The following is a 20,123-nucleotide window of genomic DNA, read 5'->3' as shown; positions in this document are numbered from 1 at the left end:
ACCAATTTGAGATACCAATAAGTGAAATATGTTACTTTATTGTTTTATTGATGGCAACAGTGAAGTTGTGTTTTGCATCATTTAAGATACAAGGGGATTGTTTTATCTTTTTCGTTAACAATGTGATTATCGATGTCAACTTTTATGACAATGCAGGTTACATTATCCCTGGCTCCTGCCACTAACGTGCCATGTAACAGTGCTCGGTTTGCTTCAGCTATATTGTTGTGTGACAAATACTGACATATCTCTGTATCAGACAATTCCTTATTCAAGCCATCACTACAGAGCAAAAACACATCGCCCGGTTGCCAAACGCCGCTGACTATATCAATGGTTAAATAGGGATCGACGCCGACTGCACGTGTAATAACGTTTGCCAATTCATGTTGCTCTGCTTGATCGCTGTTTAGCAAACCCTGTTCAACCATCTCATTAACCTGGCTGTGATCTCTGGTAACTTGTCTAAGTGCATTGTGTCTAAGCAAATAGCCCCGGCTATCGCCAGCCCACATAAAGTGGTAATGCACTTTGTCAATAAACAGCACCACAACCGTTGAGCCAGCAAGATGCCCATCCAAATGCTGTGCGCTATAGGCATTGAGTTCTGCATTCGCTTGATGTAAGGCGTCTGTTAATAATTCTACCGATACCTGCTCTGAACGCTGTACGGCAATTTTCACGGTATCAACCACTAACTGGCTGGCAATATCGCCTGCCGCATGTCCTCCCATGCCATCAGCAACTAACCACACCCCACTGCCAGGCATATCCAAGCAAGCATCTTCATTGAGTTTACGTATTAAGCCTTTGTGAGTTTGCGCATGGGAAACAAGTTTTTTCATTCTTTCGCCGCTCCGTTGCAATTGATATCTGCTTCCTGCCAATTCCCACGCTCCCAATTTCCATCCAGCATGGCGGCAAACTGACTCACCTGAGGCAAACCGCTACTTATTAACGTACAAGGAGCTACATGCTCAGAACCGTCTGTCCACCACACACAATACCGGCCAAACTGTTGACGATAGCTATGATGTAACAGCATTTCAGCATCAAGTTCGCTGTTGCTTTGCAGTTTCCAGGCAGGCCGTCCTTGCGCTGCACTCATCTGGTTTGTGTTGATATCTGAGCTCTGTGGCCATTTCACTTCAGTTTGTCGTAATGTGGCTAACCAGGTATCAAACTCAAATTCATCTTCCAGTGTCAATAAGACTTGCTGTTGCAATTCTGTCGTCCATTGCGACTGCATTCTTGCCTGCACTGGATTACACGGCCGGGCGCACGCCAGCGTAAATGGGAAGTGCCGGCCAACCTGGTCCACACTTGGCATCATGCTACCGAGCACGGCTTCTTTGCCGCATACTCCTGCCGACAAAGCAAAGTGCCAGATGGGGCTGGTCAGATAAATATCTAACCAATCCTGACCAAGCTGCTCTCGACTCACCGCCATGACGGCTTGTAACCACTCGTTCCACGAGTCGATAAAACCTGCGGCCAAGCCCTGAGCAAGAAAGTCACCTCTACCGGGGATCTTGCCGCACATTCCAATTTCATTTATAAACTTGCCGGACAACTGAACGTCTCCAATGCGTTATTCCAAAAAGGATTGTTAACAGTGTCAGGTACTAACTCTACCCGGGCCTTATTTCCTTGCACCGCTAGATGCAAAATGCGGTCAGTACGGGTTTGCGGACGGCTCTGCGCCAATTGGTCTAATAACCTAAACCAAGACCACTCTCCCTTTTCACTAATATTTGATGACAGGCCCGAATTTGCCGGCGTAAACACAAGTCGTGTTTCTAACTTATTGCGATCGCCAGGCCAGAAAAATTGCTTCGAACGTGTCGGGCCGTGACGGTAAGACAGCTCCTGACCATCTAACTCCAGGAGCAAATGTGTAATGTGTCGATCCAGATATACTGGCTTAAGACTGAAACCAACTTTCAGTTTCTGACTGCCGTCTTCAAAAAATGCGGCTCGGATCTGAGCAGCTCGTTGAAAGGTTTGTAGCACACTTTGGTCCAAACCAATGTCTTTTTTAAAGGTCCAGTTTGAGCGACTCGTATTAACAAACGACTGAAGGTATTCTTTAAAAAAACTGTCTAAAGTGCCGTCATAACCAAAAAATCTTTCGAAATCACGCAGCTTAATGTCTTTATCACTACGGCGGTTCAATGGATAGCGTCCGGCAAGCGCCTGTTTATACTCAGCTAAAACCGTGCCTTGCCATGCTTCATTGATAAATTGACGACTGCCTTTTGCAAACAGCTCGCTGGTATTAACCGATAGCTCACCCAGCCAGTCTGAAAATGGTGCGGGAATATCGCTTTTCAATCGGCGTAATGCCACGCTTAGCTCATTACCCCCTTCACCGTTTAACTGGTTTACATATGCCTGCCTTGCCATACCACCGGGGATAAACAAGCGTTCCAAATAGTCATGATACATACCACTGGTTTGAGCAATTTGTTCAAGCTTCGCTTCGCTGATGTTCAATACATCGCTGAATGCCCGTTCGACATATTTTCCCGGCAATTGCTCACTGAGCGCCGACATGTCATCAGGCAGTAAGCGTGTTATCCGTGTGGTTTGGCTTGAAAACTGTGTTTCCGCTACTTTTCCGGCAACATCTTTTGCCATATTTGCTTGAGCGGACTCAGGTAAGCTAGTCAGGCGAACATTTTGTTGCACAGCCCGAATGATATTCTGTACTGGTTGTTCAGGCCCAGACAGTACCTTTGTTACAAATACACCCTGTTCAACATTAGTAACCTTGCTAATGGTAATATCGTCCAACAGTTCTTGCCAAAGGTAGGCATAATCGCGCAGATATTTTTCGGTTACTTTGTCAGATAATGAGCTGTCGGTTGAAACCACGCCCTCGTCATTTTGTTCGCCGTAAACCCAACCATCCTCCATCAAAATTTTAATAATCCGACGCTTTTCTACATTAAACAGGCCATGAAACCCCTTGTAGGTGTACAGGCCCGGTATACCTTGCTGTAGTGGTGCACCGCTTTTTCGCTGTACCACTTTTACGCCATCAGTACCTAATACATCAATAAGACGAAAATCAGGGATATGGCTTTTTACCAGTTCAGTACGAATACGCTGATATGCACGTTCTGCCAAAGGCACTGTTAACAATAACTCTCTGGCCGCAATAACTGCCGACTCATCGTAATGCGCGCCTTTTACACCACTTTCAAGTAATGCTTGCAGGTGATTTTGTAGTGATAATCGTAGCGGCAAGTTCACCTCTGATGGAAACTGCCTCTCTACATACAGCGCAAACCAAGAGCTGACTTGCTCAATATCAAACTGCTCTGGTTGAAACAACATTAAATAGGTTTTAAGTGTTTCGTACAGATAATCCCGGTGCTGAGCATTTAGCTGCATTTCTGCCGTAAGGCTTTGCAGTAAATAAGGTACAAAGCTGTGGTATAAGCCATATTGATAGGCTGTTTTAGCTGCCTGACCTAGCTTGTCGCCTTGGTATAACCCTAGATTTTTAGGACCATCGGTTGGTAAGACGCCAGAATAGCCTGCCGGTAAATCCCTAAGTAGATTTAGCTGTTCATTTAGCACAACAATATCGTCGTTCTGTCGTCCGGACGCGGTCATCTTTTCATACGCATTAATTGACCCTGCTACCTCATCAACAAGTTCTGTATTCCAGTTGTAGCTACCAGCCCAAGCTACCAGTAACCAAGTTGCAGCAATCGCGGTACTGGCCAGGGCACCACGCCGGATCCAACGATGACGGGTTTTATGCTGCATGTTTACGGACGCAAGCTCGCGCTCAGGTATGACAATTTCCTCGAAGAAGCGCTTAATAAAGTAACCTTTACCCTCCCCGGTTTGACGACGTAGAGGCGGCTCTGCTAAGCCAAAGTTAGCCCCAAGCTGCGACATAATGCGATCAATTGGCACACCTTCTTGAGTCGCACTAGCAATGTAAACGCCTCGTAACATGGTCGCTTTTTCAAACGGATTAGGGGCAAAAATTTCTTTTAAAAAATCATCTGCAGCGCTTTGCAACAGGCGTAACTGACGCGGAAATTCGAAAATTGCCGCCCGGTTCTCTAAATCATGTTCAAACTGCAACCGGCTGTAAAGCCGCTGCGTCAGTCTGTTAATAATGGCATGAAACTCTTTGTTAAATTGCGCAACGACGCCTTTATCATTGTCATCCTGACTCGCATCAAACGTCATGCCCCAAACTTGCTCACGCTCTTCTTCGCTCAGATTGTCAAAGTACTCGGTAAAACCAGCAATTAAGTCTGCTTTGGTAAACATCACATAAACCGGAAAGGTCATCCCTAACTGGTTCTGTAATTCCTGTACCCGTTGTTTTATCGCCCGCGCATGTAAGTTACGTTCAGTGCGGGTTTGATTTAACAAGTCAGCCAAACTAACAAACACAATAACGCCATTAATGGGTCGCCTTGGTCTGTTTTTACGCAACAAGCCAAGAAAGCCCTGCCATGCCGTAGAGTCCTGACCAGCATGACTATCTTGTGTGGTATAGCGCCCGGCTGTGTCAATAAGTACAGCCTGGTTGGTAAACCACCAGTCACACTGGCGGGTCCCACCGATACCTTCGATGGCATCAGTCCCCATATGCTCTTTTAATGGGAATTCCAGGCCTGAATTATACAGTGTTGTAGTTTTACCCGACCCCGGAGGGCCAATTAACATATACCAAGGCAATTGATAGATATCTCGGGCTTTACTGAATCGGGCATGCTTGAGAATGTCTAATGCTTTTTGCATGCGCTCGCGAAGTACTTCAATATCACGTCTAGCGAGTTCATCATGCTGCTGATGCTCCTCACCGTTAAGTAAGGTATCCACGGCTTGTTTATGAGAGCGACTCTCGCGCAACCCCTTAATATAATGGCTACCGCCCCAAATCAACGCGATAACCAATAACGTAACCAAACGCGCGGTTGCACTGGCCAGGGGTTCATAACCCGCGATGGCTAATAAAGGACCACCAAACCATATCAGTAGTGCCAGCGCCAACAAGCCTACAACAGTAATAAAAACACTGGATTTCATTGCTCTGAACACAGATTTCAGCGCCGATTTAACACGCATAACAAGTCCCTTGAATTACTGTAACAAGTCTATTTCGACCCGACGGTTTAGTGTACGATTTGCCGCACTGTCATTGGGTGCGATTGGATTGGCATCACCATGACCTTCCGGCCACAAGCGGCCACGCAAGTCTGCCCCTGCAGCTAATGCATCAGCCATTGCATTGGCTCTGGCGAGAGATAAATGCCAATTGGATGGGTATTTGCTAGTAAAAATAGGCAAGTCGTCGGTATAGCCACTGACTAGAATTTTACCTTCAGTGCCTTCAAGCGCACGGGCTATTTTAGCCGCAATAGGTTGAAAACCTTCGTTAATACCGGTACTGCCGGAATTAAACAATTGGTCTAACCCAACACGGATCCGCACACGATCGGGCAACTCGAGAACCTGCAGCAAGTCGCGTCGAATTTCGGTTTGCAATAATTGCTGTAACCGAATCGCATCTTGATGTGCCTTAGCCGTTGCAGGCTGAGGTACATCTTGCTGCCATAAGACTAAATTATTCAACTGCCTATGTACGTCGTTCGAATAGCTGTTTATTTGATAATTCAGATACATGTAGCAACCCAGTAGTGCCGCGGCAACTACTGAACAGATAACCCAAAGTGGAAATTCAGCTTCTAATTGATTTGCGGCAACGACCTGACTACGCCAACCTGGAGACAATTCTCTGGCAGGCTCTCCTCGTTGACTGCGAATTGCTTTGTAAGCGCGCTCCCTAAAGCCTTCAAGTTTTTCAAAACCGCGCTCTTCAATACGCATTTTTCCGACAAAACCAAAAGACAAGCACAAGTACTGCAGCTCAAGTAGCAACAAATGCTCTTGTGGTGAGGCGATGGCACTATCAAGCAGGGTAAAAAAGTATTCACCGCCGAAGGTTTCATTGTGAAAAGTGGACAACAAACTCTCTGTCGCCCAGTCACTGTTACCGCCCCAGAGGGTATTAAGCACCATTTCATCGATAAAGGAGCACATACAATATCGTGCTTTTTCTATCAACTCACTGCTGATGTTTTTATAGCGAAGTTGCTGCTCATATTGATTAATTAACTGAACACATTGAGTTTTAAGGCCTGGTACATCCGCATGCTGAGTTGTGCTGCGAATGGGCGACACCAGTGAAAACAAGGCGCCAGCTTCATCTATCAAAATATTGTCACTAATTGACAACACCTGCTGTTTTTGTGAGCTTTCGATACTGCGTACATTCGCTGACATGCGAGTTTTGTCATTATTGCCAGTATGCTCTGGTGCTGCCGCAGGCGTGTTTTGTTTTCCTACTAGCCGTCCACCAGGGCGCGGTTTCATTACAGTTTTATCTGACATCAGTTACTATCCATATTAATCATCAGCGGCGGCTAAACTGCTACACCTTTATCGCCCACAGTTCTATCTTCAAACCGGGATAATTTCCGGATAAATGCAGCGCTATACCACCGCTACTGGCTAACCGCTCCCAATAAATACTGCCTTTATCTAGCTGAAAGTAGTGATAACCCGCATGGTATGGCACTTGTCTTGGTGCCACCGGCAAGCCCGTCACTGCTATGCCCGGTAGTTGGTTATTAACAAGTTCACGAATATGCTCAACCGGACCAATTTTTAGTCGGGCTGGCAAGTGTTTACGAATATCATCTGCGGGGATATCTGCAGATATTGCCAACACAAACTGCGCATATTCAAGCAAGGACTTGTCAGTTAACGGTGATACTAAAATCCCAAACTTGGCTTGTTCTAACGGTAAGGCTTGAGCAGTTTGCTCCAGTACGACACTCAATGTTTGATTCATGATTACGCCAAGATTGCCAAACACCGTCGTTAGGTCATCGTGCTTATAAGCGGGAAACTCGGGGGGACGTTTCTGCCGTGAGGTAAACGTCGATAATTCACCTAACATCGACACCATTAAGCGGTAAATGTGTAGGGGATGTTCGAGCACCCCGCTTTTCAAATGCCGCAACATCGGTTCATAGCGATTTAACACTTGCAGCATAAGAAAATCAGATATCGAATTGGCAGTGCCCTGACTTTTGCCCAAACGATCCGCTAGTGCTTCGGCTCGTTGACAAAGCATACCCAAAGCTTCACTGACAAAAGCCAGAAGTTGACTATCTTGTTGAATATCTAAAAGTGGCGGGATGAATGTTTTAACTAACTTCACCTCTCCTTGCTCAGTGACTTCTTGAATACGCGCGACGGGGACGCTGACAAATCCGCCCCGGTCTTCAGACTCCAGCTTAAACAACAAACGCAGCTTTGCTAACTGGAGTAGTTCGGTGGCGTCTTCTGACAAGCTGTTATCGGCAACACTGTGCTCACTAAAACCATATCGGCTAATGTGATTACCATCCATGTTGCTAATATTTTGCGATGACGTTTTATCCAGCGCCAGACATAAGTACACTTGTTGGTCACGGCTGCTTTTGGGGATCTGCAGTGCCGTTGGCAATGCCTCAACCTGAGGTAACTGTAAAACGGTACCATCAGGTAATAGGGCTTCTAATTCTGCCAGTGCAAACTGGCCAAACTTCAGACTTTGATGATCTACACTGATACGACGCACGCCCCAACCATACGGCAACTGCATTGCTAGCTGCTGTTGTCGGCTGTAGTCAAAAAAACGCTCCTGCTGCTGAAAGTGCTGCGGCCGAAGAAACAAACCTTCGGACCATGCAACCCGGCTGTAATCACTCATATTACTCTTCCTTAATGCTCTACCGGTTTTTTTAGCGCTTGCGCTCTAAGTCATGCTCACGGATGTACACCGCTAATTTGTCGACATAAACGTAAAAGTCATCATATCCAGTTGGTTTTACATCTACTACGGCGCGCCATCTTGCGCCTTCTATGTCGCGATATGCCGCAATAACAGCAACTGCTTTTGTCGCAGGTTGCAGTGTCATGCGATATTCGTTGCGCTGTCCTGGTTCAAACACTAACTCGTCTTTTTTCAGCAAGTCAGTACGCAATGTTGCTTCAGGATTATCATACAGGGCAAAGAAATCCTGACTTTCAAACACGGTTTTAGACGCTAGTTCGTATACTTTTATAATTACAGGTGATGGGCGGTTATCTAAATCCGGATTAATATCAGACGCTACTTTAAAATGTAGTGTTGTTGATGGCGGGAAAGTAGAGTAGACCGCCTGACAGCCGGCTAACACAGCCAAACTAAGCAAAACCAAAATTGTCACTTTAATTGCATTCATATAAACCACTCCTGAAGGTTTCATTATGTATTGCCTGTGTCGGTCTGTTATTTCTGACGCAAGAACGCCTCATAAGCACGGATAAAGTCGTCATTTACGCCTTGTTTATCTTTGCTGTTAAGTTCGGCCGCTAAATCAACGTGCAGCGCTTTATATCGCTGCCAATATCTGGCCTGTCGCTGCGCTGGATTAACTTTGTCAACGAAGCTGCCGCCATAATCTGTTGCTTCTATATGTTGTGGTGCTAGCTGTTGCAGCAAGCCATCCATGGCACCAGCAGCGCCGGCTACGATGGCAGACTCATGCCGGCTAATGTCGGCAAATGCTTCGGCGATAGCCTGCTTCGCTGGCATAAAACTGCTACCCGGACGATTAAAAAGATTATGAAAAGCTTCATCAATATTGGCTGAAAATTTCAGCGGGTTATTTTCACGCTGTTGGAATGTCGTTTGATTCACTCTAAATGTACTTTTAACATTCGAACGCTCACGCATCACCTCAATGACACCATGCAAGGATTGCTGAAACGCTTGCCCCAGCTGCTCCCACCATTGCACTGAGTTCATTAACTGCTGATTGGCTTCAGAAACTCCCAGCCCATTAAGAAACGCAAGAAGGCAAGCTGGTGCATCATTGATGTTTTGCTGTGGTTCTATCTTATTAACGCGAGTCGCTACCGGCTTTGCCTGTGGAATCTCTGGCAAACCTTCGCTTTCTGTATTCAACCAGTCTGAGCCCCAGTCATCAGGGATAAGTGCTGTTGGTGCTGAAAAGTGGTCATCAAGCGTCATTTCTCGTTGACGATTTTGGATATGGCTACCCACAGCACTGTCAACAGGATTAGCAGCGTTAGTAGAAAATGCACTTACTGCAACGTCCGCTATCGGAATACCTAACGACGCAGTCTGCCGCACTGCTGATGTCGTTGTTACATCTGCATTAATATGCGTGTCATTGTTAACCTTTGTAACACTATCAACCAGTGCTACTTGGATCTCGTAATCTCCCATGCACAATACGTCGCCGTGTTGCAATATATGACGATTACCTTGCCCCAAGGCATCAACAGAGCGGTTAACAAAAAGCCCGTTGGTCGATTTATCTTCAATGCTAAACTCGCTATTTTTGTAGCATATCAAAGCATGTACGCCAGAGACCACACGTTCTGGGTCTGGTAAAAACCAATCTGCCTGTTCGGAGCGACCTAATGTTCCCCCCGTTGCATCAAAGCGTTTAACCGCCGCCTGCCTGGGGGATAGACGGTGATAACTCACTACTGACAACTCTAGTAACATATCCCTTTGCCCCACATAACACTCCTGCTCGTCAGCATTTAAAACACAATTTATTTACTCTTAATGGGTCGCAAAGATTAAGTTAAATTTATTGTTGCGTCAACATTGCGCTAGTTAACATATACGTAAATACACAAGTGACTATCTGCACTATTTGTGAAATAATTGCGCGATAAATTTAACGTATTGATTTTAGCTAGCGAGTATCTGGCATAACAAGGAGCGAATTATGACGGAGCAGGACACAACCAGCGTTGACGGCTTGACAACAGGTATTGCCGCAGACAACGATAAAACGCGCTATGCGGTCAAGGCAACGTCCGGCGTTAAACCCGCCAAAACTTCGTTGGCAACAATTGAAGAAGGCATGTTGATTAAGCAGCGTTATTTGCTGGAAAGTAAAATTGGCTCCGGCGGTATGAGTGACATTTATCGTGCCACAGATCTATTTTTGCAAAAAGCTGGTGTTGCCAATAGTACCGTCGCCATTAAGGTATTGCAGCAGCAGTTTGTTGACCAGCCAGAAGCGCTGCAATTGTTATTGCAGGAAGCCCATAAAACACAGCAACTATCACATCCTAATATTGTGCGTGTATTTGATGTCGATTGCGACCAACAGCATTACTTCATTGTGATGGAATGCCTTGATGGAGAAAGTTTGGAACAGGTGATAAAACGTTATAAACCGAAAGGTTTACCGTTGAAATCTGCACTTAAACTACTACACCAAATAGCAGAGGCGCTCAATTTCGCTCATAAAACCGGCATTGTGCATGCAGATCTTAAACCTGCCAATATTATGGTTAATCGTGCTGGAGAAGTGAAAGTACTCGATTTCGGTGTGTCGCAGAAACTGCAGTTAAATCATGATATTTATGCAGCTGAGCAACAAAGCCAAACAGCCCCATTGAGTGGCTACACACCAGCTTATGCCAGCCCTCAGCTTTTGTCGGGCAACGCTCCTTGCGTAGCTGATGACTTATTCTCTTTTGCCTGTTTAAGTTATGAACTGTTAACCAGTAAACATCCTTTTGAGCGCCTGCCTGCCGACAAAGCACATCAACAAAACAAGCAAGCTAGCAAACCAGCGCATTTAAATATCCTGCAATGGCAAGCGTTAAAACAGGCGTTGCAGTTTGATGCACTGCAACGAAAAAGCAGTATCAGCAAGCTAATGCGACAGTTTAGTGCTCAGTTATGGCAACCTGCTGCAGCCGCAGCTGCAGTTTTGGTCATTTGCTCGGGTGGCTGGCAATATTATCAACAAAACCAAACTGTGTTAAATAGCTACCAGCAGCGTGTAGCAGATATCACCGCTGAGCAGCAGAAATATCAGCAGTTGGCCGATGGCGATGTTAACCAATTACTTAGCGCTATAGCCCGACCCGAAGCAAGCGAGCTGCAACGCAATGCACTGTTACGCCAACAACAAAATAGCGTAATAACCCACTTTGAGCAGCAGATAGATCAACTGATCAGCGATCGTAGCTTTGCTTACCCGAATTATCCGGAAATAGAAAAAATACTGGCACAAGCCAGTGCGCTTTATCCTGATTCACATTACTTAGCCGGATTAAGCGCTAGCATGCTGCGTAGCAAACAAACTGCCATTGATGTATTGCGATCTCAATTAAATCAGCTGCTACTTACTCAACAATATCAAAAACAAAATAATGCCCCAGACTTGTATACTATTCAGGCTGCGCTGAAACGCATTGATGCAAGCTACGTAATTGAGCCCTACGATGACGAAACCGCAAGTTATATCGCAGCTTTTGACCAAGCGATAGCCAACAATAATGCCATCGCACTGCAGCAACTTATTATGGCCGGCGAGCTACTTTTTGCACAACATCAAGACACCGCTGAATTAGTAACGCGGGGGCAACAGCTAGCCGCTGCCGTGGATGCCATGGCGTCGTACCACAGCGCTATTGAATTAGGCAAAACAGCAAATTTCCCCTATCAGGCAGCGGAGTTGTTTTATCAACACAGCTTTTCTGTTATGAGTACTGAGCTTGCCGCCAGTGAAAAAGCAGGTGAGATAGATGCAGTTTACGACCAACTGCAGCAATTTAGTTCATTAGTTCCTACTGATTTTTCATTGCATGTTGCCTTGCGCCGTAAGCTGGCAGATAAGTACCTCAGCTTGTCCGGACAATTATTGCAGTCTAATCAAGTAAGAACCGCAGAGCGTCTGATGCGCCGAGCTAATGAATTAATGAGCAGCATTAATAGTTAAATCGCGATAGCTGTCAATGCCCTGGCACAGCTGCTGTATCCCCAGCAAAGTACGGGGCGTAGTTCTATATAAATGATCGGCATTTACTGATAAAAACCTGCCGTGTTTCACTGCAGGTATCACGGTAAAACGATGCCAGTACATCAAATCTGGTTTTGTATCAGTGCGCAGTGGCTGAATGATAAGCTCCGGCTCTGCAGTAACAACCTGCTCAATACCCACCTGCGGATAGTCACCCTTTGCTGTTGCAAAAGGATTGTCGGCCCCGCAAAGTGTTAGCATCTGTTGTGGCCAGGCCTTGTTTGCTACAGTGCTGAGCGGTGCTGTCGACATTGCGAAAAACACCCTCAAAGGCGTTTTATGCTGATAAGTAGTACGTAATTGCTGCAATTGATGGCTAAAGCGAGCAGCTTCAGCATCTGCTTGTATCTGATGGCCAGTGAGCTCACCGAATAAACGTAGTTCAGTGGCAATATCATCGAGGGTTATAGGGTCAGAAAAAACCACATTGATGCCAAAGTGCTGCAACCGTTTTATATCAGCCGGTGGATTTCCACTACGCCAGGCAATAACTAAATTTGGTTTTAGTGCCAATATGGCTTCCAGGTTAATGCCAGCAAAACTAGCAACGCTAGGCAGCGCGCGCGCCTGAGCAGGATAGTCACTGTAATCACTTACGCCAACCACACTATCTCCGGCACCTATGGCATACAACATTTCGGTAATATGGGGTGCCAGGGCAATAATACGCTGCTCGGCGCCCTGCACTGCCGCGCTTAAGCAACACAATAGCAGTAACCATAATCTCACCAGTCAAGGCCCCGCTGTGCTTTAATGCCATTATCAAACGCATGTTTAATGTTTTGTACTTCACTTACTGTGTCGGCCAGTTCAATTAGCCGACGATGACAAGCACGGCCTGTGATAACCACATGTTGTGATAGTGGACGGTTTTGCAGCGCTTGCTCGACCCGCTCCAACGGCAAGTAATGATAGCTAAGCATATAGGTCAGCTCATCGAGCAACACCAGATCAATAGTGGAGTCTGCCAGAAAAACCTCGGCTTGCTGCCACACTAACTCAGCTGCGGCAATATCGGCTTGTTTATCTTGAGTATCCCAAGTAAAGCCCGTCGCCATTACGGCAAACTGAACACCGTGTTGCTGTAATAAGTTACGTTCGCCGCAGTCCCAACCACCTTTAATAAATTGCACCACGCCAGCACGCAGGCCATGCCCTACAGCTCTGGCTACCGTACCAAAACCAGAAGTAGATTTACCTTTACCATTACCGGTTATTACTAGTAATAGTCCTTTTTCGTCTGTTGCCGCAGCGACAGCTTGATCTACTTGCGTTTTTAACCGCTTTTGACGCTCGCGGTGGCGTTGCTGTTTTTGATCATCAATACTCATAGTTCGTCACTGTAGCCGTTGCCGGCGCATAATAATAAGAAAAAACACACTACCCGCTAATGACGTAATCACGCCCAGCGGGATCTCTTGCTGCGGCAGCACAGTACGGGCAAGGTTATCTACCCAGATCATAAATAACGCCCCTACCACGGCACATCCCAGTAATAGGCGACTAGAGGTGACACCAAAAAAATGTCTGACAATATGCGGGATCATCAAGCCGACAAAGGCTATACCACCACACTGTGATACAATACAGGCGGTCAGTAAGGCGGTAGACAGCAGCAGTATCAATCGCAGCCGCAAAGTATTAACGCCCAGCGTACGCGCACAATCATCACTTAGCAGTAGTGCATCTAATTGACGGCGCAGCGCAAGCGCCAGAGTAAATACCAATAAGGTTACCGGTGCTAGCAACAATACACTGTACCAGTCGGTACGGCTTAGACTGCCCATTAACCAGAACATTATACGGTTTGCTGCAAATGGTTCGGCGAAATACAAAATAAAGCTGCTGATTGCGCTTAACATAAACGACACTGCGACACCCGCTAGCAAGGTAATTTCAACTTTACGCCACTGTTGTCCTGCACATACTGTAAATACTAACGCCACGGCAAATAGAGCCCCCGCAAACGCCCCAAGCGCCATACTCACTAGCTGTGGTGGCAGTACCACACTGACCAGCGTTGCACCTAGCCCCGCACCCGCCATCAAACCAAATAAATATGGATCTGCCAGGGGATTGCGGCTGGCATTTTGTAACACCGCTCCGCTAATGGCCAAACCTGCGCCAACCAGCATAGCGCAAAGTAGCCTTGGTAAACGGATCTGCCAAACTATGCTATGGGCCAATTCAGACTGTGCCGAGCTTCCTATCAGCGTGTTAAATGTAGCGTTTATGCTTAGGTTGACACTACCAAACGTCAAGCTAAAAAACATGCTAAACAGTAGCAGTAACAAAGAGGTGGCCATTACAGCGGTAAAATTTGGCCGAACGTGATGCTTCAACATGTGCTAAGACCCAGATGTGGTAGGAACGTTACCTGTAACTTTTTCAGTTGTGGATGATAAGCAATGTCACAGGCAACCCCAAACACTTGCTGTATTAACCCGCTTTGCAGCACCTGCTCTGGAGAACCAAAGGCGATTTGCCGACCTTTGTCTAGCAAGAGAATTTTATCACAGTATAACGCTGCCAAGTTTAGATCATGTAAACAGGCGAGTGCTGGTATGGCAAGGCTACGAACCAATTGCAACACCTGATGTTGATACTGCACATCCAAATGGTTTGTCGGCTCATCCAGTAACAACAATGCTGGTTGTTGCACCAGAGCTCTGGCAATGTGCAATCGCTGTAATTCACCACCCGATAGCGTATCTACAGCTTGCGTGGTTTTAGCCTTTAGCCCAACTTTATCTAACGCCAGGCTGATCTGCTTAATATCGTGGCTACTGTTTAATTGAAACCAGCTTTTATGTGGCAACAACCCCATTGTTGCTACTTGTTGTACGCTCAGCGCAAAGAGCGGCGGCGGACTTTGGCTTACCACCGCGACGGTACGTGCAAGGTCAACAGCGCTAAATTGTTGCAACGACTTATGCTTTAATATGATTTTACCGCTTTGCGGCACATGTTCACGATGTAAAACGCGTAGCAAGCTACTTTTACCCGCGCCATTGGGGCCAATAACGCCAACAAACTCGCCTCGTGTTAGAGCAAAATTAATGTCATGCAACACCGCCTGACCACCAAGCGAAAGAGAAACAGCTGATACATTCAGCAAAACCCACTCCTGACAATAACACCGGTTGCCTGTTCACCATAATCAGTACTGGCATTAGCGTAAATATCGACATACACGCCAAACAAAACCGCCAGCATTACGCTGGCGGTTTTAAGTCTAACAACGTTATTTAGTTTAATGCGCTAAGTAACGTTTTATCTAAACCATCTTCGCTTAAAATCTTCACAATAGCCTGGCAATGTTCAATGGTAAAATCGCCGTCGGTAATTTGTGCGTTTAACATATTACGCCGCTTCATCACAATATCAGCAACTAACTTCTGGTTGGCTCCGTCAACACCACCCATTTTGTTGTACAGTTTGTCCAGCAATGGGTAGAGGTTTTTCTCTGCGTCATAAGCTGCAGAGCGAACTGATGGATGAAAGTCTTCACAAGCATTCAGGTTCAACAAATAAAAGTTAAGATAGCCCGCGACGGTAACTAACTTATAGTCTTGTGTATTAGCACTTACACCTGTTGACATTAGCGCGGCCGCAATTATTGCACTTGTCCACTTTTTCATTTTGACTTCCTGTAGTTCTGCTGTAAACGTTATTCAATCTAACCAGAAAGTGTTGTTTTTGCAATCTTGATCCACGAAAAAGCGTGCTCTAAATTTATGCTGGCTTCGCAGTATAAGGTACATTGATAGACCAAGTAGTAAATGACTTAAAAATAGCCGCTACAGATGCTTAAACGGTAAAGCCTGAATTGCTTCGGCGCTGTAGTGGCTAAGGTGAGCTGTTTCTTGCCGGAAATAGTCAGTAATGGCGCTGCTTAGCGGTGTGTCGGCAAAGCAGTAACTACCATAACGCGTTACCGGCTCAAAGCCGCGTTTTAGCTTGTGCTCGCCCTGGGCTCCGGCGTCAAAGTAGTTAAGCCGCTGCGCAATGCAGTAGGCAATACCCTGGTAGTAGCACAGTTCGAAATGCAGGCAGTCGGCATCGACCAGTGCGCCCCAGTAGCGGCCATACAAGGTATCGCTACTGCTAAAACACAGTGCCATGGCCAACATATCCTCTGAGGTACTGTCAGCAAAGGCGGCAAATACCACTATATTGTCTGCCATGCTTGCACCTAACTGTATAAAGCTGTCGGCGCTTATATAACCTATATGACCAGAGCGTTTTAAGTAGGTTGCCTGGTAACAGTGGGTTATCGCCTGCCAGTGCGCTGCGCTTAGCTCGCTGCCGTGCAGCGTTCTGATGTGAAAGCCCGCACTGCTGTCGCGCTCGTGCCGGATTTGCTTGCGCTTGCGTGCAGTTAACCGCTGCAAATAGTCATCAAACTGGTTGTAACCGGCGTTGTGCCATAAAAACTGCACATCATGACGGGCTAAAAAGCCCTTCTGACTAAGGCTATGTTGCAACGCTGCGCTGGTATACAGCCACTGCACACGGCAAAAACGTTGCTCACTCAGGCCTTGTTGCAGTGCCTCACACACTAAAGCCAACACAGTTTCGCTTTCAACCGTATTCAGCATGCCTAATCGGGGCCCGCTCACGGGCGTAAACGGAATGGCGGCAAGCCATTTTGGATAATACGGTAAATTAAATTGACGGTAGGCATCGGCAATTTGCCAGTCGAACAGGTATTCACCGTACGAGTGGCTTTTTATATAACCCGGCACGGCGGCTACCAGCGTATCACCCTGCCACAAGGTTAAATGCTGGCTAATCCAGCCGGTATTATGCTGGCTGTTGCCGGCATCGACACTGCCTCCCTGCTCTAGTGCCAGTAAAAATCCATGGCGGCAAAACGGGTTATCGCCAGCTATAGCAGCACCAAACAACGGATCCCACTGCGCGGCGGTTACCTGCTGCAAGCTGTACAGCCATTTTATGCTTAGCACTAGGTAACCTTTTGCTTAACGGCATATTCTGCTTTTTTATATTCAGCGGTACGCACGATATCAGCCAGGATCTCAACCGCGGTCCACATATCGATAAAGCGCAGATACAGCGGCGTAAAGCCCAGTCGCAGAATATTCGGCGCGCGAAAATCGGCAATGACGCCCTGCTTGATCAGAGCCTGACACAAGGCATACGCATCCGGATGCTGATACGCCAACTGACTGCCGCGCTGCTGATCGGTTAGCGGCGTAATTAAGGCTAAATCTTGCAGGCAGTCGTGTTGCGCCACCAACTGAGCAAAATTGCGGCTTAGGGCTAAAGATTTATCGCGCAGTTGCGTCATATCCACATCATGGAACACATCTAAGGCTGTATCTAACACACTCATTGATAACACTGGCGGTGTGCCGGTTAAAAACTGCTTGATGTCGGCAGATTTTTCATAACGATGGTTAAAGCTAAACGGGTTGCTGTGCCCCATCCAACCGCTCAATGGCTGACAAAGGGCGGCATGATGGCGCTTGGCAGCATACAAAAACGCCGGCGCGCCCGGGCCACCGTTCAGGTATTTGTAACCACAGCCAACGGCAAAATCTACCTCGCAGTTATCCAGTTCAATGGGCAAGGCTCCGGCGCTGTGGGCTAAATCCCAAATAACCAGCACACCGTTAGCATGCGCCAGCTGAGTAAGGTGCTGCATATCCAGTAAGCGGCCGCTGCGAAAATCAACCTGTGTCAGCAGCATTACCGCCACATCTGTGGTTATGGCCTGTTCTAATGCGCTGTCTTCGACCAGCTGCAACTGGCAATGCTGGCTGCCCAGCAGGCTGGCGAGGCCTTCTACCATGTATAAATCGGTAGGAAAGTTACCCGCCTGCGACAGCACCACACTGCGCCCCGGTTGCATTAACATGGCGCTGGCCAGTACTTTAAATAAGTTTACTGAGGTCGAGTCGCAGCAAATAACCTGTCCGTCCGCCGCGCCAATTAAACGGCCAATTTTATTACCTACCTGCAGCGGTAAATCAATCCAGTTGTGACTGTTCCAGCTTTTAATCAGATCTTCTGCCCATTCTGTTAACAACACCTGCTGGGCGCGCTCTGCCGCTGCCTTAGGCATGGCACCAAGCGAATTACCGTCCAGGTAAATAGAGTTCTCGGGCAATAAAAATGCCTGGCGTTTGCTGGCCAGCACATCCTGCAGATCACGCTGTTGCAGATCACGGTAGCTTAGGGTTTGGTTTACTGCGTTGCTCACTGTGCTACTAACTCCATTAGCGTGGCTAAAAACTGTGTATAGGCCTTGGTTTGCGGGTGGATCCAGTCAAAATGGCCGGCCTCTTCCACTAAACGGTATGGCATACCGCTGTCGCTGGCCTGATCAACAGGTACTATGCTATCGTTGCTGCCCTGTAACAACAAGCTTTTCGCCGGTGCCGGTTGCATTGCCGGGCTGGCCAACAGATAACGCCCCGGCCATTGCTGTGGTGTACCGGCCATAAATTGCGTGGTGGCGCGCTGGCAACTGTTACCACCCTGAGCGTAGGTTAGCAAATTGGTAATAGCGGCCAAACCAATAACGCCACGTACCGCGTTGCGCTGCGCGCCCTGCTGCTGTGCACCCGCTAACAATGCCAACTGACCACCCGCCGAGTGCCCCGCCAGCACAATATTATGCTGGTCCAGTGTAACGCCTGGCACTAGTGTCGCTAAATTCTGCCGGGCGAATGCTAAACCAGCCAACACATCGTCCAGGCTGCCTGGCCAGCCGCCTCCAGCATCGCCGCTACGACGGTACTCCAGCGACCATACTGCGATGCCCGCCTTTGCTACGGCCTGACTAAATGCGGTGCTGTGAACCATATCATAGGCATTTAACCAGCAGCCGCCGTGAATAAAAACCAGTAACGGTGTCGCCGCAGCAGTCGTCGTTTCTGGTGGCAAGTATAAGCGGCCAAACTGCAGCGGCTCATTGCCATACGCCAGCTTCAGGCTATTATCGGCTTGTGCTTCTGCTAGCAGGCTACTGTAACTGACATTAACCGGCATGCTGACAGCGGTGGTAACGCTTTCAGATCCTGCCGAAACGCGTTCAGGTATGGGGGCAGCACAGCTGGCTAATACAGCGGCACAAAGCATTGCTGCTAGCTGTTTAATGTTTCTGTTTTTAATCATCTTGTTGAACCGTATCACCTTGTTGGCGTAAGCAGACTGACAGTGTATGGCCTATGGTGTCAGCGACATATTCGAATTAGGTATGTCTTAGTGCTAAAACCTCTTGTTGGATCATATTGTTATGCTTGAATTTATGCCGTTATCCGCCCATAACTGTCTGACAGTTTATGCTTATTTTGACAAACAATGACACCGTAACAGGAGGTTTTATGAGTAGTTATACCCCACCCGACGTATGGACCTGGGATGCAGCCAACGGCGGCCAGTTCGCCAGCATTAACCGGCCAGTTGCCGGTGCGACACATGAAAAAACACTACCGATGGGCAAGATGCCATTACAACTGTATTCATTGGCAACCCCCAATGGCGTAAAAGTAACCATTATGCTGGAAGAGTTGCTGGCGGCGGGTAAAACCGGTGCAGAATACGATGCCTGGCTTATTAGCATTAAAGACGGCGATCAGTTTGGCAGCGGTTTTGTTGCGCTAAACCCCAACTCAAAAATTCCGGCGCTGCTGGATACCACTACCAATGTGCAGCTGTTTGAATCGGGTTCTATCCTGTTATATCTGGCCGAAAAATTTGACGCTTTTTTACCCAAAGATATCACTAATCGCAGCGAAGTGCTGAACTGGCTGTTCTGGCAAATGGGTAGCGCCCCCTTTGTTGGTGGTGGTTTTGGTCACTTTTATGCATACGCGCCAGAGAAGTATGAATATCCGATAAACCGCTATGCAATGGAAACCAAACGACAGTTAGACGTGCTGGACAAACAGCTGGCTCAGAATGAATTTGTCGCAGGCGATGACTACAGTATTGCCGACATAGCCATCTGGCCCTGGTACGGTGGTTTAGTGCTGGGCCGGCTGTATAACGCTGCCGGGTTTCTTGACGTCGCCAGCTACAAAAACGTGTTGCGCTGGGCTAAGCAAATTGACCAGCGCCCGGCGGTAAAGCGCGGCTCTGTGGTGAACCGGAATTGGGGCGATGGGCCACAACTACCAGAGCGCCATAGCAGCAGTGATTTTGATAAGTTGGATTTGTAAC

General features: G+C 47.3%; 17 protein-coding genes. 2 read left to right on the top strand and 15 right to left on the bottom strand.

Going from position 1 to position 20,123, the window contains the following annotated elements:
- Positions 1 to 77: 77 nt before the first annotated feature.
- From I4W93_RS04790 to tagH, 7 genes are read right to left on the bottom strand one after another with little or no spacing between them, the layout of a single operon-like run.
- Positions 78 to 845, bottom strand: coding sequence for a PP2C family protein-serine/threonine phosphatase (locus tag I4W93_RS04790; RefSeq protein ID WP_205310521.1), 768 nt, complete (start codon positions 843 to 845; stop codon positions 78 to 80).
- Positions 842 to 1,573, bottom strand: a complete 732-nt coding sequence (gene tagF / locus I4W93_RS04785) for a type VI secretion system-associated protein TagF (protein WP_205310522.1) — start codon at positions 1,571 to 1,573, stop codon at positions 842 to 844. Before tagF ends, I4W93_RS04790 begins: the two co-directional genes overlap by 4 nt.
- Positions 1,555 to 5,103: a type VI secretion system membrane subunit TssM gene (gene tssM / locus I4W93_RS04780; protein ID WP_205310523.1), complete on the bottom strand. Its 3,549-nt coding sequence runs from the start codon at positions 5,101 to 5,103 to the stop codon at positions 1,555 to 1,557. The genes tagF and tssM overlap by 19 nt, the downstream gene beginning before the upstream one ends.
- 15 nt (positions 5,104 to 5,118) lie before the next feature.
- Entirely contained in the window at positions 5,119 to 6,429 is a 1,311-nt protein-coding gene (gene tssL / locus I4W93_RS04775; RefSeq protein WP_205310524.1) for a type VI secretion system protein TssL, long form, read from the bottom strand.
- A gap of 40 nt (positions 6,430 to 6,469) precedes the next feature.
- A complete protein-coding gene (gene tssK / locus I4W93_RS04770; protein WP_205310525.1) occupies positions 6,470 to 7,798 on the bottom strand; it encodes a type VI secretion system baseplate subunit TssK in 1,329 nt (442 codons plus the stop codon).
- A gap of 31 nt (positions 7,799 to 7,829) precedes the next feature.
- Positions 7,830 to 8,312, bottom strand: coding sequence for a type VI secretion system lipoprotein TssJ (tssJ, locus tag I4W93_RS04765; RefSeq protein WP_205310526.1), 483 nt, complete (start codon positions 8,310 to 8,312; stop codon positions 7,830 to 7,832).
- Between the two features lie 47 nt (positions 8,313 to 8,359).
- Positions 8,360 to 9,622 (bottom strand): type VI secretion system-associated FHA domain protein TagH, encoded by a 1,263-nt coding sequence (tagH, locus tag I4W93_RS04760; RefSeq protein WP_205310527.1) that lies wholly within the window; start codon positions 9,620 to 9,622, stop codon positions 8,360 to 8,362.
- Between the two features lie 214 nt (positions 9,623 to 9,836).
- Between tagH and I4W93_RS04755 the strand changes: the two genes are divergently transcribed.
- Complete coding sequence (locus tag I4W93_RS04755) at positions 9,837 to 11,849, top strand: serine/threonine-protein kinase (RefSeq protein WP_205310528.1); 2,013 nt, start codon at positions 9,837 to 9,839, stop codon at positions 11,847 to 11,849.
- Here I4W93_RS04755 and I4W93_RS04750 read toward each other — a convergent pair.
- The 8 genes from I4W93_RS04750 to I4W93_RS04715 all read right to left on the bottom strand — a co-directional run bounded on the left by I4W93_RS04750 (position 11,826) and on the right by I4W93_RS04715 (position 19,076).
- Positions 11,826 to 12,659: a cobalamin-binding protein gene (locus I4W93_RS04750; protein WP_224673255.1), complete on the bottom strand. Its 834-nt coding sequence runs from the start codon at positions 12,657 to 12,659 to the stop codon at positions 11,826 to 11,828. The two genes, I4W93_RS04755 and I4W93_RS04750, sit on opposite strands and share 24 nt — an antisense overlap.
- Positions 12,656 to 13,261: a cob(I)yrinic acid a,c-diamide adenosyltransferase gene (gene cobO, locus I4W93_RS04745; RefSeq protein ID WP_205310529.1), complete on the bottom strand. Its 606-nt coding sequence runs from the start codon at positions 13,259 to 13,261 to the stop codon at positions 12,656 to 12,658. The genes I4W93_RS04750 and cobO overlap by 4 nt, the downstream gene beginning before the upstream one ends.
- Before the next feature lie 6 nt (positions 13,262 to 13,267).
- Positions 13,268 to 14,275 (bottom strand): FecCD family ABC transporter permease, encoded by a 1,008-nt coding sequence (locus tag I4W93_RS04740; protein WP_205310530.1) that lies wholly within the window; start codon positions 14,273 to 14,275, stop codon positions 13,268 to 13,270.
- Entirely contained in the window at positions 14,269 to 15,048 is a 780-nt protein-coding gene (locus I4W93_RS04735) for an ABC transporter ATP-binding protein (protein ID WP_205310531.1), read from the bottom strand. Before I4W93_RS04735 ends, I4W93_RS04740 begins: the two co-directional genes overlap by 7 nt.
- Before the next feature lie 130 nt (positions 15,049 to 15,178).
- Positions 15,179 to 15,571 carry a hypothetical protein gene (locus tag I4W93_RS04730; RefSeq protein ID WP_205310532.1) on the bottom strand — a complete coding sequence of 131 codons (393 nt, stop codon included), beginning with the start codon at positions 15,569 to 15,571 and terminating at the stop codon, positions 15,179 to 15,181.
- 159 nt (positions 15,572 to 15,730) lie between these two features.
- The gene (locus tag I4W93_RS04725) at positions 15,731 to 16,900 is read right to left on the bottom strand and encodes a GNAT family N-acetyltransferase (RefSeq protein ID WP_205310533.1); all 1,170 of its coding nucleotides are present in this window, start codon (positions 16,898 to 16,900) and stop codon (positions 15,731 to 15,733) included.
- Positions 16,900 to 18,159 carry a kynureninase gene (gene kynU, locus I4W93_RS04720; RefSeq protein WP_205310534.1) on the bottom strand — a complete coding sequence of 420 codons (1,260 nt, stop codon included), beginning with the start codon at positions 18,157 to 18,159 and terminating at the stop codon, positions 16,900 to 16,902. Before kynU ends, I4W93_RS04725 begins: the two co-directional genes overlap by 1 nt.
- Positions 18,156 to 19,076: an alpha/beta fold hydrolase gene (locus tag I4W93_RS04715; protein ID WP_224673254.1), complete on the bottom strand. Its 921-nt coding sequence runs from the start codon at positions 19,074 to 19,076 to the stop codon at positions 18,156 to 18,158. Before I4W93_RS04715 ends, kynU begins: the two co-directional genes overlap by 4 nt.
- Before the next feature lie 209 nt (positions 19,077 to 19,285).
- On the opposite strand from I4W93_RS04715, the gene yghU reads away from it, so the two are divergent.
- Positions 19,286 to 20,122, top strand: a complete 837-nt coding sequence (gene yghU / locus I4W93_RS04710) for a glutathione-dependent disulfide-bond oxidoreductase (protein WP_205310535.1) — start codon at positions 19,286 to 19,288, stop codon at positions 20,120 to 20,122.
- The last annotated feature ends 1 nt before the right edge of the window (position 20,123 follow it).

The organism is Rheinheimera maricola (assembly GCF_016918075.2).
Taxonomy (GTDB): Bacteria; Pseudomonadota; Gammaproteobacteria; order Enterobacterales; family Alteromonadaceae; genus Alishewanella; species Alishewanella maricola_A.
Note: the sequence above shows the minus strand (reverse complement) of the source record. Positions and strands in the feature narration are given on the sequence as shown.